We start from the raw sequence: 14,625 nt of genomic DNA on the forward strand, positions 1-14,625 counted from the left end.
TTAAGTAAAATGCCATGCGCTTTCTGCGCGCAGGGCATTTATATTTTTTAAGATTGCAGCGGAATACTTACATCGCGGGATCCGGTATCCAGTCCGACCGGAAGAATAGCCTCAATGCGTTGCAGCTCTTCGGCGGTCAACAGGATGTCTGTTGCGGCGATATTCTGCTCCACATAGCGCACTCTTTTTGTCCCCGGTATCGGCACGATTCCTTTCTGGATCAGCCAGGCAAGGGCCAGCTGGGACGAAGTAATGTCTTTTTCTTTTCCAATCTGTTCAAGTTCACGCACCAGATCGGGGTTTTTATAAAACTGCTCGCCCTGAAACCTCGGGATAAGCCTGCGGAAATCATCTTCGGGGATATCGTCCGGCGACTTGATCTCACCCGTGATAAATCCACGGCCTAAAGGGGAGTAGGCGACCAGGCCTATACCCAGCTCCTGTGTCAGATCGTATACGCCATTGGTCTCTACTTCGCGTCCGAACAGGGAGATTTCATTCTGCACAGCCGTGATCGGGAAGGTCGCATGAGCCTTGCGGATCTGCTCGGCACTGACTTCCGAAATGCCTAGGTACCTGACCTTGCCCGCTGTGACCAGCTCGCCCATGGCACCTACGGTTTCCTCATTGGGTACATTGGGGTCGGGGCGGTGCATATAATAGAGGTCAATCACATCGGTATCGAGGTTTTTCAGCGAGCGCTCGATAGACTTTCGGATATAATCTGGCCGACCGTTTATGCGCCAGGTCACCTGGTCCTTATCATCAATCTCAAAGCCGAACTTGCTGGCGAGGATATAGTCGTTGCGCTTGCCCCGTATGGTCCTGGAGATCAACCTTTCGTTTTCAAAGGGTCCATACAGATCGGCCGTATCCAAAAAGTTACCTCCCAGTTCCAACGATCGATGGATGGTGGCTATGGATTCTTTTTCGTCGGCCTTCCCGTAGATATCGCCAGTGGACGCAAAACTGCTCATCCCCATACAGCCTAAGCCGATCATTGGAATTTCAAGTCCCTGCGTGCCTAATTTTCTTGTTTTCATCTGCTTCTTATTTTTGTTACCCAAAATTACAAAGCAGAGCCTGCAGCATGTTTACCCCAATTACGGAAACTTGTAACTGAATTACGGATCTAATCGCTAATTAAGCTACCCTGAATTTATCGTTATAAGCATCTTCTGAAGCTTTTTTAAACGATTTGAATCTGATTAGCCAACTGTTGCGAATATGAATTAATATCCAGCGGATTGTAAATGCGATTAGCCAGATTTCGAACAATAGAGGGAAACAACTGACAAAAAGTGTAATTTACATGAATATCAGGTCTCAAGATCAGATTTTAATCGTTTTGAAATCGCTAAATTAAAACAATCATGATGAGAAAATATGTTGGTATAATACTCTTTTTTATTGCTACAGCGGGTAGCCTACATGCGCAAACGCTGACGACTAAATTGGTTCCGATGCGTTTAGCGGCAAGTTTTGACCGCGTAAAAGAGGGCATCCCCGATATGTCCGGCCAGTTTGTCGACAGCAAGATGAAAATCACAGCCCTGGGAAGTACAGATTCGACTGCCCGATTTGAAATCGAGGAGCAGGGGATAAGCATTGAAACGGTTGTGGATAACGAAAAAGAGTATCATAAATTGGTCACTGCTGCGGCAAAAGATGTTTCCAAACCAAGTATTCATATGCTGTATACGTATTCGTTAAAGAATAAAAAATTGAAAGTACCGCCGCCGAGAAAAGTCTTTTTCTCTCCGGAGTATGGGGTAATCTGGACTTTGACGTTAAAAAAAATAGCCGAAAAGGAAACCGAAGTTGTACTTAACTACAAATCACTATCGCCTGCATTCGCCGAGAAAATCGAAAGTGAGTTTGAAAGCGACACCTATTATAGCCACAAAATCGTAAAAATCGACGTCAATGATAAGAGAATGAATCACCTGATCAAGGAGATTTTGATCAATCAGATGCATGTCGATAGGGATTATCCAGCGCCAACGTATCCCGCGCGCAATTAATTATTCCACATTAATAAATAAAGTACAGTCGCCCAACCGTTGAATCTGAATCTGAATCTACCCTTATTTTGGTTAGAAATATCCTCAATTCAGCTACAATTGACCGCCCATAGTTGCGGAACTTTGTCCTGTTACATTTAAATAAGTTTAACATGCAGACAAATGAAATAAAAGTAGCCCTAGTTACAGGTGCCAATACAGGTGTTGGTTTTCAGATTGCCAAAGCTCTTGCTGAAAATGGATATCATGTGTTTGTTGGATCACGAGATTTAGAAAAAGGAAAGGATGCCGCCAATCAGATGGGGGGTGAAGCGCATGCCATTCAGCTGGATATTACCGACAATAATTCAATCAGGAATGCTGTCAGTAAAATAGAAAATGAGTTTGGGTACCTTACTCTGCTGGTCAATAATGCGGCAATTTCAAACGCAGGGATCCCCGGCCGTACAATGTGGGAAATTCTTAGTGCCCAGAAGGCAAGCGTCACATCCATAGCTGAAATGCGCCAGGTTTGGGAAACCAATGTCTTTGGCACGCTTGCCATAACACAGGCCTTATTGCCCTTCCTCCGGAATGCAAAACAATCTAGGATCGTAACCGTTTCAAGTTCTCTAGGCTCACTAACCCTGAATGCAGATCCAGACAATACATTCCGTAGTGGATTTGATGCCGTATATGGCGCTTCGAAAACCGCTTTAAATGGTGTTTTCCTTTCTCTTGCAAATGAATTGGAAAATACAAATGTTAAGGTGCATCTGGTAAGTCCGGGTTTTACAGCGACAGCCCTGAATAACTTTGAAGGTACAGATACGGTGGAGGAAGGCTCACTTGAACCGATACGCGTGGCACTGGCGGAAGATATACCCAATGGAAGCTTTACTGGACCGGCGACCTATCGCACAGAACAAGGCGATCAAGTGCCCTGGTAGAATCACACAAAGGAAGACCTGTAGCTATAAGCTACAGGTTTTTTTATAAATTTATTGTATGAAAAAGAAAGAGGATAAGTTAAAACGCTTTATTTCTATATCCGAGAGTCACGAAGCTTTTGGCCTGCCAAAACCGCAGCATCCCCTGATTAGCCTGGTCCATTTCAATCAGGATAATCCATTCAATACCGATATGGCACCAATATACGATGTCCTAAGTTTCTACAAGATAACTTTTATAACAAAAAACAGCGGAAAACTCAAGTACGGCAGGGGTTATTATGATTTTAATGAAGGAAGTATGCTTTTCTTTGCGCCCAATCAATTGGTGGGTAGCACAGAATATAATAGGGATACCTATGCTTATCTGCTGCTGATCCATCCTGACTTTTTCCTGGGTTCCCCTTTAGCCCATAAAATTAGGAAGTACGGTTATTTTTCTTATTCTGTGAATGAAGCATTACATCTATCTGATCAGGAAAGAGAAACAATGATAGCGATCTTGAATTTTATGAAAAATGAACTTGACAATCGGATAGACGAATTTAGCCAAGAAGTCATTATCTCGCAGGTGGAGTTGATGCTGAGCTACGTCAACCGGTTTTACAAGCGGCAGTTCATTACGCGAAGAAATATAAACAATGATATTCTACTGAAGGCAGAAGCGCTGTTGGATGATTATCTGGATCATGATCATTCGGTAATTCAGGGAGTGCCAACGGTCCATTTTCTTTCGGAGCAGTTGAATGTGTCTGCGGGTTATCTAAGCGATATGCTACGTTCGCTCATTGGCCAGAGCACGCAGCAGTATATCCACCATAAACTTATTGAGCGAGCAAAAGAGAAATTATCAACGACACAACTTACCGTAAATGAAATTGCTTACGAACTGGGTTTTGAGCATGCACAGAGTTTCAGCAAACTGTTTAAAAAGAAAACCGCTCAGACGCCACTGGAATTTAGAGGGATGTTTAAGTCAAAGTAAGAAGTTGAGTAGTTAAGCACCACAATCTTGTTCTACAAGATATAAACACGCTAGATACTTTTACTTTATTAAAACAAACAGTTTATGTGCTAGGTGTGTTTTAAAACGCATAAAATCATGAACAAATGACTACAGAAATTAAAAACAGAATAAGAGAAGTATTCGAAAAACAGAAAGACTTTTTCGGCACGCAAGCAACGAAGGAAATCACATTCCGTAAAAGACAGTTGCAAAATTTCCGTAAAGTTTTTGCGAGTTATACGGATGCGATCTGTGAAGCAGTGAATATCGATCTTGGAAAAAGCAGGGCAGAAGCAGAATACGTCGAAGTTCAGATTGTTCTCGATGAACTCGACGATATGATCGAAAATATGGAAGAATGGGCAAAACCAACCTATGTCAAATCAAAACCGCATGCTTCGGGAGCGGAAGTCATCAGTAAGTACATCTATGAGCCCTACGGTGTAAACTATATTATAGGTCCCTTCAATTACCCGGTGCAGTTGACTTTCAGTCCGCTGATCGGGGCCCTGATGGCCGGAAATACGGCTATCATCAAACCTTCTGAAAACACGCCCCATGTTGCCCAGGTTATTGAAGATATTGTTAGCGAAGCTTTTGATGAACAATATGTTGCCGTTTTTCAGGGCGCTATTGAAGAAAACACCTATCTATTGAGCCTTGCTTTTGATTACATCTTTTTTACGGGAAGCCCTAATGTTGGCAAAATTGTCATGAAGGCAGCTGCCGAACAACTGATTCCGCTTACTTTGGAACTGGGCGGAAAATCCCCAACGATCGTACACCATGATGCGGATATCGAAAAAGCCGTTCAGCGCATTTCTGCCGGCAAATGGATCAATTGCGGACAGACCTGTGTTGCTCCGGATTACGTGTATGTGCATGAATCTGTGAAGGGCGCCTTTATCGATCAGTTGAAATCTTATCTTAAAGCTACGTACAACGACGAATCTTTAGGGAAAATCGGTAAGATTGTAAGTCAGCATCAGATCGGGAATTTAGCGGGATACCTGGATGCCGCTCCCGAAAAAGTTATTTATGGGGGAAAATATGATCTGGAAACACGCCATTTTGAAGCAACCTTGATGGACGATGTCAACTGGAATGACGCGGTGATGCAGCAGGAAATTTTTGGTCCGATCCTTCCTATTTTAACTTACAGCAATATCGATGAAGTGCTGAAAGAGATCAATGGCAGACCCAAGCCATTGGCGCTTTATGTGTTTTCTGAAAGTCAGCAATTTGCCGATGACGTGATCGCAAGAACCACCAGCGGCGATGCGGAGATCAATAGTACATTGATCCACGTCGGATCGCATTATCTTCCTTTCGGTGGCGTAGGTGCTTCGGGAATGGGAAAATATCACGGCAGATTTAGTCTGGAAAACTTTAGCCACCAGCGTTCGATCCTGCAGGTAAAATAGCGCTACTCCTTCTAGCTATCGAAGCATATGGGTTGATAACCAGTGGACTATTTACTATTTTGATAAGTGTGATAGCATTGTGAAACCCTGTTTTTTTTGATTGGCAGCTAAATTATTGATATTTGGTTTGAGAGATTCCAGCGGGGTAAAATGGCTTTGAGAGGCCCGAATAAGCGCTGATAGAATCTAAACCTGTAATCCAGACGTCCACGGCAAATCAGTGGGCGATGGATTTAAATTTTCAAATTTATGGCAAATCAAGAAGTAAACGGAAAAGTAGTTTTGATCGCAGGTGGTGCGAAAAACTTAGGGGGACTGTTGAGCCGGGATTTTGCGGCACAAGGAGCAAAGCTTGTCATTCCCTACAATAGTGAGAGCACAAGAGCCGAGGCAGAAAAAACATTGTCGGATGTACAAGCGATTGGTGCCGAGGGACTGCTTGTCCAGGGCGACCTTACACAGCTATCAAATATAAAAGCGCTATTCGACCAAGCCGAAGAAAAGTTCGGAAAGGTTGATATCGCAATCAATACAGTCGGTAAAGTACTGAAAAAAACCGTTTGTAGAGACGTCAGAGCTTGAGTACGACAGCATGAGTGATATTAATTCGAAGGCCGCTTATTTTTTTATTCTCGAAGCCGGCAAGCGGATCAACGACAATGGCAAAATCTGCACTGTCGTTACGTCTTTATTAGCAGCCTATACGGGCCTTTATTCGACATATGCGGGAATAAAAGCCCCTGTAGAACATTTTACAAGGGCTGCGTCTAAGGAATTCGGACCGCGTGGAATTTCAGTTACGGCAGTAGCTCCGGGTCCGATGGATACACCTTTCTTCTACGGACAGGAATCTGAAGATGCTGTGGCCTATCACAAGTCGGCGTCTGCGCTGGGTGGACTTACCGATATTAAGGACATTGCACCACTGATTGAGTTTCTGGTAACGGATGGCTGGTGGATAACTGGACAGACTATTTTCGCCAATGGCGGGTATACCACAAGATAACATGTGTAAGCAAAAGGCAGTCAAAGCTGACTGTCTTTTGATACACAGATAACAGAGCATGATAACATAGCACAGCTTCATAATACAGCATAGCTTCATAATATAGCACAGCTTCCAATCCGATTTGGGTTCCAAACAGGGGCAGCTTATGATCTCAGACAAGTGAAGATGATCTGCAGGAGGTTCTCGTGCTGATAACTGTATAAACGCTTATCGAGACGATGATGAATAGTAAGGACCTAGAAATAGGGCTACAGGATTTTGGGATTTGTACACTCGCCGAATTCCAACAAACCGAAAGTGATATAGCAAGTGATACTTATTACATCATAAAAATAAATGAACCGATCGTCATTGCTGTAAATAGGGAGTTTTATACGCTGGATAGCGGACAGCTACTATTTGTAGGGCCTAGAAAGCGAATCAAATTCATGAAGGATGCACCAATAGGGGGCTATGTGCTATCATTTACCGCAGCGTTTTATCTGCGATCAAAATCCGACGTGAAGATGCTCAACTCCATATTGTTCTATGGCATTCAGAATGCCATACAAATTGAAGGTAAAATGGGAAATCAGGCCTATTTTGATGGGGCTATTATTGAACGCATAAAAATGGCGCGGGTACAGGGACCGGAAATATTGGATCTGGTCGCTCATCACTGTGTCGAGTCAATTTTAATGGAAGGACATTACAGGCTCTCTCTTCAGGGGATTCTATCAAAGCTGTGCAGTTCATCGGAGCAGATTGTTTTTAATAGCTTTAACATTTTGGTATACAAGTATTATCGTGAAAGTACGTCCGTCAGTTTTTATGCCAATAAATTAAAACTTACAAGCAGAAGGCTTTCCGCGCTATGCGCAGCTAACAGCGAAAAATCTGCAAAAGCATTCATTTCGGGAATTGTAGTCCAGGAGGCTATCCGCTTGATCAGACATTCGAATCTATCCATTTTACAGATTTCTTTCGAAATAGGTTTTAGTAATGTCGCAAATTTCAGAAATTTCATCAAGAAACATACCGGCAAACAACCCCATTTGTACCGTAACGAAAGAGATCAATAATTTTGGATATCGTATATCATTTGCGGTCTAAGGGCTGGGATGAGTATAAACCAGACAGATCGGTGAGGGTAGGCAACCGCAAACCCTAAGCGGCATTTCACAAAGACTATTTTTTCAATGACGCAGCCCCCGGGCTGCGTCATTTGATATGGAGCAATATCCACAGCTTTAAAAAAGGCTTTTGTAAATCGTGACTTTGCTTTTTCAAATCCTGATTGAAATCAAGTATTTATTTCAATAAATCGATAATTATTTACTAATTTTATTAGTATGTCAATCGCTTTTAGTATATTTGTTTAGTCAACGAAACGTTTCCCCGGATGCAATTTCACGCTCAAAGCATGAGGAATGTAGGTAGCGCAAGGTTATCTCAAGCTCATGGCCGAACAGCCAGATCTGCTGCACAACGTACCCATGCAATATATCGCATCGTTCCTCGGCATGAACCCCAAAAGTTTGAGCCGTATCCGCAAACAGATCATTAGATGATACTCTTCTTGGCCTACCTGATGGAACACCAGGAATTACTTTAGTGCAGATCTTGAAAATTGAATCCCACACGGATCGCTTTCAGACCAACCAGTCCCTGCAGATCTTCCACCTCAAACTGCTCGATATTTTCGTCGAGTAATCCTTTGTGCTGTAGTAGGTTGATGTATCCCATATATTCTGTTTCTTCATGTACATTGGAGTAGACAACAACCAGTTTGCCTTTTTGTGTGATGCGCTCCGTCGAGCCCTTGATCTTGGCTTTATCAATGCGTTTCTTGGCAATCTCGTAGCGTACATTATAGGATCCATCGATATCAAACTGCTTCTCGTCCATGCGAAAGCGGATGGAAATGGGGGTGGCAAAGACCAGTACCAATGAGGTCACTTCCAGCTGATGCGGAAGGGCGGGCTGGAGCTGCCTAAACTCGCGTTCCATCGCGCACATCACCTGCAGCTGCCACAGCCGTAAATTGCGTAGGTAGTAGAGCTCAAAATTCCGACCGGGAGCGATGGAGGCCCCGATATACATGTTGTGCTCGATACCGTCTGTCTTGTAGCGCTCGTAGTAATGTGGAAAGTATTCTTGGGCTTCCACCTGCTTTTCGTCGAGGATGGCCACCAGCTTTTTATTGATCAGCGTGATGGAGTTGTCATAATCCTGTCGGGCCTCATAAAAACCGCCGATAGAGAGGTTGATCCGCTCAAAATAGCGGTCGATGGCTTCGGTGGCGACGCTATTTTTGTTGTTTTTCCTGAAATTTTCTAGAATAGGGTGAATATCCTGGTTAAAATAATCGAGCATAAGCTGTTCCGTATCGGTCAGCAGCGCTTGCTGCAGCGTCGTCAGGTTTCTTTCCAGATCGAAGACCTTCTGCTCAAAGAGTGGCAATCGCTGCGTTTGGTTGACTGCCGTGAACAGTGCGATCAGTTCCTTGCTCTGATTGATGAGGTCCTGACGGATGGCCTGATTGCGGGATTCTGAGGACCCCTGTACGTCGATCTGTCCATAGAGCGGATAAACATGGTCAAAGACGATTTCCTGCAGGACATAGTCTTTTCCAAAGGCACGGTCGTTGAGGAAATGGATGGCTTCCTCCTGAAACCGCCATTTGACACTAGGGTGTATGGCGGTATATTCCTTTTGGATCACCGCTTCGACCTGATTTTCAGTTTCGGCAAATGCTTTCGAGACTTTATCTTTGATAAAGGGTAAAATGAAGTTGAGCTTGTTGGCATTGACCGAATTGAGCTCCCGCACTTTGGATGAGGACATTTCCAGTAAGCCCAGCACTTTGTCGCCTTCGACGAGGGGAACAAAAATAAAGCTCTTCACCTGTTGCTGCTTGAGCTTGTTGATAAAATAGGCCTGCTTTGGATCACCCAGCGGCAGCTTGTCAATATCCGGTACAACAAAATATTCATCCTTGGTGAGCAGGTTCTCCAAGGTCTCGCTGCAGAGCATGTTTTCACATTCCTCGATCGTCGAATCGTAAAGCAGATGACTGTACAGCTGTTTTTCGACAATCCGTAAGTTGTACTCGTTCCTGACCTTTTCAAAGGAGGTCAATCCGATGCGCAGATCATTTATTTTATAAATCGACCTGAAAATGCTTTCTATTTCTGCCAGCTGGACAGCACTTTTTTCGCGCAGCAGATTGCTTTTGAAGCTTGACTCAGCATTTTCAATGGTCGCATCAAAAAGCGTCATAATGGAAAAGCCTTTCAGGATCCAGCTCTGCTCGGGAAATTTGGACTTCCATAGGGCAATATCCGAAAAGTTATCGACCAGTTCGGTAATATCTTCAGCCGTAAGATCGAGCGCCTGTTCTGTCGGAAGGACATCGATAAAATCGGCATTGAATAAGACGCGGTAATGATGGATGATATTATTCTTATCTGGAATATCCAAGAAGAGGGGGGCATCCATGGCATCCACCTTAAAGCCGTAATACTGGCTGATGATAACGCAGCAATTGAGAATATAATAGGTATCGGGCGAGATATCACGAAGACTAAATTCATAGTGATCGCCGGCATCCGCTAATATTTTTTCCAGTCTTGCGGTATGGTTGAACGTATAGAGATGGAAGGGAATGGTAACGGCCTTGATCTCATTATGTGTCAGTGAGCTCGGGAACAGGTCGGCCAGCAGCACCTTGATAATAGGCTCATAGCGCAGAAGGTCTTCTGCTTTTTCGATCCCATCAATAAGTTCGGGGTATTTGCTGATTTCTTCCAGTAGCGATCGGGCATAACTGGCCTGAAAGCCAACCGGCGATAGGGCCGCTGCTTCAAAGGATGGTATAATATTATGAAAAGCGATCAGGGTTTTAAACGGACTGGAATCAAAGGCGAAGTTAAACTGCATAATGGTTGTTCCCGACTAAATTAGATTATTGCTGGAAGATGTACAAAAATATAAAATAATCGGCGAAAAGAAAACCCAAAGCGGACGGATAAAAACACTGCAATGACATTGACGCCATTGAACTGTGTTTGCAAATAATGTTGCATGCTTCGAAAACTACAGTGCAAGAATATGAACGAACTGATGCGGTTTCAGCTGTTTTTGTAGTGCGTATTACTTACATTTTTTGATTTTTTCTTTTAACCTTTTGCTTGCAGTTCTGATGTTCTCCTTTTCCCAAAAGTCAGGGGGATCAATTCCTTTACGAGAAAAGCTGCTAACTTTTCTTTTTCAAGAAATTCTGTATTTCGATCGACCTGCATGATGCCGACCAGATTTGATTTGGGCATTTCAGCAGTCGCGGTAAGGTTATCTGCAGATTGCAAAACAGTTCCGTTTATGTGGGTATCGTCAGCATCAAAATAGATAACGGTCTTCCTTGCCAACGTATCCGATTTGCCCATTAACGATTTGGTGAGTATGACTTTTCTATCGGAATTAAAGATTTGTGATTTAATCGAAAGTGTATCGGATTTTCCATACTGGGTAAGTTGCTGGCCCTGTATGTGCTTAAGATTGCATAGTAAAAATAGGACAATGATCAATAGAGGTTTTATTGTATTCATCTTGTATTTTTTAATAATCCAAATTTTATATAAATCTAAGAGTGATTAATCCAATAAATAGATCTTCTTTTCTTTTAAGTTGAATCCGAGCTTTTTGCCCAGCCAATTGATGCTGGTCTTTCCTTCATAGATCAATCCTTCAACAAATGAGACCGTAGGAGTCTCTACTTTTGAGAAAGAATTGGAGACAGATGAAATTCTTCCTTTGTAATATTTTGTTTTTATCTCGGGATTAAACTCACTAGCTCTCGCCGTTATTTCCAGTTTGGACGGATCCAATCCCAAGATAGGGATAAACCGATCGCTAAACCAAAATGAATCATCGCCAGCTCCTGAATCCAATAAAATGTTGATCCTGTACTTGTCGTTTAGATATACTTCCGTGGTGATATCAAGAGATCGATCGGCATTGGTCGTCAGTTGTATCTGAATAATTTTCTCACTTTTTAGTTTTTCCTTCGGAAAAATAAGCTGTTTCTTTGTGTAGTCTATTATAAACTCAGTGTCGTAAAGCATTGGAAGGGAAATTAGGCCATTAATACCGGCCAATTTCATGTCGAATGTTGAAAACGGAATATCATTAAACTCTTTACCATTGAATTTAATGGTAGAGGATCTGTAAATAGGGATTGTCATTTTTTCACCTGTTGCGCGAAATGCCGTGAGAAAATTATAGCTTTCATTTTTTTTCAGGTCTTTGGCAAAATCTTCAAAAAAAAGATTAATCCCCCCGCCTGTATCGAAGATAAAATTTCCTTTCTTTCCTTCGATTTCAGCTTCTACTACAATATGACCGGAGGCTAATAGTTGTAATGGAAGGCTTTGGCCCAAGGTGGTAAATGGTAAGATTATGATGGCGATTATGCTTAAATAAAATTGCCTCGTTAATACGGTTTTATACATGTCGGAGTGATTTTAGATTTAAAGATGAAATGGTCATTTTTAATCGCTTTTGCCAGAATAGCTAAGCGAATCTTTATTTCAATATAAAGATAAATAAAATTGCTTATAGTTTCATCATCTACCTTTAAAACTGGACTGTTACTTATCAGGTAATAAAGACAGCTGTCGACACACTTTCAATTTCTATCAGCATCAATTCAAAAATTCCAGCTTGTTCATTACGGTCGGAACACGAGACAAGAAAATGTTTTTTCTTTCGTTGGTATTAATCCACTCCCTGGGTATGCATGGGGATCTTATAGATAGCTGTTGATGCGGTTATAAATAAAACCGTACGATCTTCACCTCCAAAACAGACATTGGATGTCCATGGTTCATTTACTTCAATATGGCCAATCAGCAGGCCCGTCGGACTATAAATAAAGACGCCTTTGCCCGTTAGGTAAATATTTCCTTGATGATCCAATGTCATCCCGTCAGATCCTTTATCGATAAGCGCTGTCTGTCCGCTGAGCTTGCCGTCAGATTCAATGGTATACCTGTACGTTTTATTCCGTTCGATATCTGCGACATAAAGGTATCTTCCATCGGGCGAGCCGACAATGCCGTTCGGTTTGCTGACATCATCAGCTACTACGATGGGTTTCTTCGCTTTTCCTGGAGGAAGGTAGTAGACTTTCTGCCCCGCTATTTCTGGCTTTTTCCGGGTCCAATAATCGCGCAGATAAAAGGGGTCTGTAAAGTAGATGCCACCTTTCTTGTCTGCCCAAAGATCATTTGGACCATTCAGTTTCTTTCCATCGACAGCTGTCAGCAGGACGGTAACCTGACCATCTTTGCTGATTGACCAGATTTCGTTCTTTTCGTCGGCACAGGCAAGGAGCTGCCCCTGATGGTTAAAGTACAATCCATTTGCGCGGCCTGCAGAATCTTTAAAAAGCGCAAGTTGCCCTTTGGTGCTATATTTCCAGATTTTGTTGTTGGGCTGGTCGGTAAAATAGATGTCCCCGGCCTTGTCCACTGCCGGCCCTTCGGTAAAGGCAAACTGTCGGGCTATTAATTTTAAGCTGTCCTGATGAAACAACTGTGCGCTGAGATCTAAGCCATTTAAGGAGAAGAGTACGGACAGCAGGAGTGTAGGCCAGTGCCTGCGAGAATGAGCTGAATGGAACATATCAACTAATTTATCAATTTTCTGGCAATAAATAATTTTCTTGGGCTATACCACCTGGCCTTTGTAATATTTCTTTCTTAACCAAAAAGCTACATTGACCAAGGCAATCAATGCAGGCACTTCCACGAGTGGACCGATAACACCGGCAAATGCCTGGCCACTGTTGATGCCGAAGACGCCAATAGCAACTGCAATAGCCAACTCAAAATTATTACCGGAAGCTGTAAAAGAAATGGCTGCATTTTTGGAATAATCTGCGCCCATTCGTTTACCGATAAAAAAGCTCACCAGGAACATAATGGCAAAATAGATCACCAAAGGAATCGCAATTCTGACAACGTCCATAGGAATCTGAACGATCAGTTCGCCTTTCAGGCTGAACATGACTACAATTGTAAATAATAATGCGATTAAGGTGATGGGAGAGATCAGCGGTACAAATTTGCTTTGGAACCATTCTTCTCCATTTAACTTAATCAGGCCATAACGGCTGATTATGCCCATTGCAAAGGGAATGCCCAAATAAATTCCGACACTTTCCGCAATCTGACCGATCGAAATATTGACATCAAGACCTTTCATCCCAAATACTGGGGGCAGAACGGTGATAAAGATATAAGCATAGACGCTGTACAATAAAACCTGAAAAATGCTATTGAGGGCGATGAGTCCAGCGGCATACTCGCGGTTTCCTTCTGCCAGCTCATTCCATACAACGACCATTGCAATGCAGCGGGCTAGCCCGATAAGAATAAGGCCGATCATATATTCGGGGTAGTCCCGCAGAAATACAATAGCTAGGATAAACATTAAAATAGGCCCTATGATCCAGTTCAGGAGTAGGGAGGCCCCCAGTATCTTTGTGTCCTTAAATACCTTGCCCATATTTTCATATTTCACCTTGGCAAGTGGTGGATACATCATCAGTATCAGGCCAATGGCAAGTGGAATATTGGTGGTGCCACTTGAGAAAGAATTGATAAAATCAGACGAAGACGGGAAAAGGAATCCAATAGATACTCCGATTGCCATCGCCAGGAAAATCCATAAGGTAAGGTATCGGTCGAGGAAACTCAATTTTTTCCTTTCATGTGCTGGGGCGCAGTTGTTGGCTGACATATTTTTTTGTTAGTGGGATGTTTATTTATCGAGATTTTCCGCTACAAATTCAGCATTGTATGTTTTGATAAGATCACGTACCCTTCTGAATTCATTCATAACTTCTTCCTCCGTCCCGGTAGCTTTTGCCGGGTCTGGGAAATTGTAATGTAGTTTTTTAGCCCTTGAAGGAAAATATGGACAACTCTCTTTGGCATTATCACAGACCGTAATTACATAGTCAAAGTCTATTGCCGCATACTCATTGACATGATTAGAGGTGTGGGATGAGATATCAATGCCGGCTTCAGCCATAACCTGAATGGCTTTAGGGTTAACACCATGCGTTTCTATGCCGGCGCTATAAACCTCGGCTCGGCTACCTGCGAAATGTCTTAAAAATCCTTCTGCAATTTGGCTGCGGCAACTGTTGCCGGTGCAGAGTACCAATATTTTTTCCATTTTTTAAGTT

General features: G+C 42.8%; 14 protein-coding genes. 7 read left to right on the plus strand and 7 right to left on the minus strand.

Translation table 11 applies throughout. The features are described from left to right. Positions 1-47: 47 nt before the first annotated feature. Positions 48-1,043 carry an aldo/keto reductase gene (locus tag AACH28_RS01120; RefSeq protein WP_341832000.1) on the minus strand — a complete coding sequence of 332 codons (996 nt, stop codon included), beginning with the start codon at positions 1,041-1,043 and terminating at the stop codon, positions 48-50. Between the two features lie 330 nt (positions 1,044-1,373). On the opposite strand from AACH28_RS01120, the gene AACH28_RS01125 reads away from it, so the two are divergent. From AACH28_RS01125 to AACH28_RS01155, 7 genes are all read left to right on the plus strand, one after another. Continuing rightward, positions 1,374-2,024, plus strand: coding sequence for a transcriptional regulator (locus AACH28_RS01125; RefSeq protein WP_341832001.1), 651 nt, complete (start codon positions 1,374-1,376; stop codon positions 2,022-2,024). Between the two features lie 152 nt (positions 2,025-2,176). Continuing rightward, positions 2,177-2,953, plus strand: a complete 777-nt coding sequence (locus AACH28_RS01130; protein WP_341832002.1) for an SDR family NAD(P)-dependent oxidoreductase — start codon at positions 2,177-2,179, stop codon at positions 2,951-2,953. A 58-nt stretch (positions 2,954-3,011) separates the two neighbouring features. Next, a complete protein-coding gene (locus AACH28_RS01135; protein WP_088161795.1) occupies positions 3,012-3,938 on the plus strand; it encodes an AraC family transcriptional regulator in 927 nt (308 codons plus the stop codon). A gap of 125 nt (positions 3,939-4,063) precedes the next feature. Next, a complete protein-coding gene (gene mdlD / locus AACH28_RS01140; RefSeq protein WP_341832003.1) occupies positions 4,064-5,383 on the plus strand; it encodes an NAD(P)-dependent benzaldehyde dehydrogenase MdlD in 1,320 nt (439 codons plus the stop codon). A 249-nt stretch (positions 5,384-5,632) separates the two neighbouring features. Then, positions 5,633-5,965 (plus strand): SDR family NAD(P)-dependent oxidoreductase, encoded by a 333-nt coding sequence (locus tag AACH28_RS01145; protein ID WP_341832004.1) that lies wholly within the window; start codon positions 5,633-5,635, stop codon positions 5,963-5,965. A 10-nt stretch (positions 5,966-5,975) separates the two neighbouring features. After that, on the plus strand, positions 5,976-6,389 hold the full coding sequence (locus AACH28_RS01150) for an SDR family oxidoreductase (protein WP_341832005.1): 414 nt from the start codon (positions 5,976-5,978) through the stop codon (positions 6,387-6,389). A 221-nt stretch (positions 6,390-6,610) separates the two neighbouring features. Further along, entirely contained in the window at positions 6,611-7,453 is an 843-nt protein-coding gene (locus AACH28_RS01155) for a helix-turn-helix domain-containing protein (protein ID WP_341832006.1), read from the plus strand. A 529-nt stretch (positions 7,454-7,982) separates the two neighbouring features. Here the strand turns inward: AACH28_RS01155 and AACH28_RS01160 are convergent. From AACH28_RS01160 to AACH28_RS01185, 6 genes are all read right to left on the minus strand, one after another. Next, complete coding sequence (locus tag AACH28_RS01160; RefSeq protein ID WP_341832007.1) at positions 7,983-10,313, minus strand: GAF domain-containing protein; 2,331 nt, start codon at positions 10,311-10,313, stop codon at positions 7,983-7,985. Positions 10,314-10,552: 239 nt separating this feature from the next. After that, positions 10,553-10,978, minus strand: coding sequence for a hypothetical protein (locus AACH28_RS01165; RefSeq protein ID WP_341832008.1), 426 nt, complete (start codon positions 10,976-10,978; stop codon positions 10,553-10,555). Positions 10,979-11,023: 45 nt separating this feature from the next. Then, positions 11,024-11,881, minus strand: coding sequence for a retropepsin-like aspartic protease (locus tag AACH28_RS01170; protein ID WP_159332967.1), 858 nt, complete (start codon positions 11,879-11,881; stop codon positions 11,024-11,026). 265 nt (positions 11,882-12,146) lie between these two features. Continuing rightward, a complete protein-coding gene (locus tag AACH28_RS01175) occupies positions 12,147-13,055 on the minus strand; it encodes an SMP-30/gluconolactonase/LRE family protein (protein ID WP_159332966.1) in 909 nt (302 codons plus the stop codon). 45 nt (positions 13,056-13,100) lie between these two features. Continuing rightward, positions 13,101-14,174, minus strand: a complete 1,074-nt coding sequence (gene arsB, locus AACH28_RS01180) for an ACR3 family arsenite efflux transporter (protein WP_341832009.1) — start codon at positions 14,172-14,174, stop codon at positions 13,101-13,103. A 21-nt stretch (positions 14,175-14,195) separates the two neighbouring features. Continuing rightward, positions 14,196-14,615, minus strand: a complete 420-nt coding sequence (locus AACH28_RS01185) for an arsenate reductase ArsC (protein WP_341832010.1) — start codon at positions 14,613-14,615, stop codon at positions 14,196-14,198. Positions 14,616-14,625: the final 10 nt, after the last annotated feature.

Source organism: Sphingobacterium thalpophilum, assembly GCF_038396785.1.
Taxonomy (GTDB): Bacteria; Bacteroidota; Bacteroidia; order Sphingobacteriales; family Sphingobacteriaceae; genus Sphingobacterium; species Sphingobacterium thalpophilum_A.

What these genes read in the sequence shown, in the direction of transcription:
- AACH28_RS01120 (WP_341832000.1), bottom strand. Translation starts at nt 1,043, where the DNA reads ATGAAAACAAGAAAATTAGGCACGCAGGGACTTGAAATTCCAATGATC.
- AACH28_RS01125 (WP_341832001.1), top strand. Translation starts at nt 1,374, where the DNA reads ATGATGAGAAAATATGTTGGTATAATACTCTTTTTTATTGCTACAGCG.
- AACH28_RS01130 (WP_341832002.1), top strand. Translation starts at nt 2,177, where the DNA reads ATGCAGACAAATGAAATAAAAGTAGCCCTAGTTACAGGTGCCAATACA.
- AACH28_RS01135 (WP_088161795.1), top strand. Translation starts at nt 3,012, where the DNA reads ATGAAAAAGAAAGAGGATAAGTTAAAACGCTTTATTTCTATATCCGAG.
- mdlD (WP_341832003.1), top strand. Translation starts at nt 4,064, where the DNA reads ATGACTACAGAAATTAAAAACAGAATAAGAGAAGTATTCGAAAAACAG.
- AACH28_RS01145 (WP_341832004.1), top strand. Translation starts at nt 5,633, where the DNA reads ATGGCAAATCAAGAAGTAAACGGAAAAGTAGTTTTGATCGCAGGTGGT.
- AACH28_RS01150 (WP_341832005.1), top strand. Translation starts at nt 5,976, where the DNA reads ATGAGTGATATTAATTCGAAGGCCGCTTATTTTTTTATTCTCGAAGCC.
- AACH28_RS01155 (WP_341832006.1), top strand. Translation starts at nt 6,611, where the DNA reads ATGATGAATAGTAAGGACCTAGAAATAGGGCTACAGGATTTTGGGATT.
- AACH28_RS01160 (WP_341832007.1), bottom strand. Translation starts at nt 10,313, where the DNA reads ATGCAGTTTAACTTCGCCTTTGATTCCAGTCCGTTTAAAACCCTGATC.
- AACH28_RS01165 (WP_341832008.1), bottom strand. Translation starts at nt 10,978, where the DNA reads ATGAATACAATAAAACCTCTATTGATCATTGTCCTATTTTTACTATGC.
- AACH28_RS01170 (WP_159332967.1), bottom strand. Translation starts at nt 11,881, where the DNA reads ATGTATAAAACCGTATTAACGAGGCAATTTTATTTAAGCATAATCGCC.
- AACH28_RS01175 (WP_159332966.1), bottom strand. Translation starts at nt 13,055, where the DNA reads ATGTTCCATTCAGCTCATTCTCGCAGGCACTGGCCTACACTCCTGCTG.
- arsB (WP_341832009.1), bottom strand. Translation starts at nt 14,174, where the DNA reads ATGTCAGCCAACAACTGCGCCCCAGCACATGAAAGGAAAAAATTGAGT.
- AACH28_RS01185 (WP_341832010.1), bottom strand. Translation starts at nt 14,615, where the DNA reads ATGGAAAAAATATTGGTACTCTGCACCGGCAACAGTTGCCGCAGCCAA.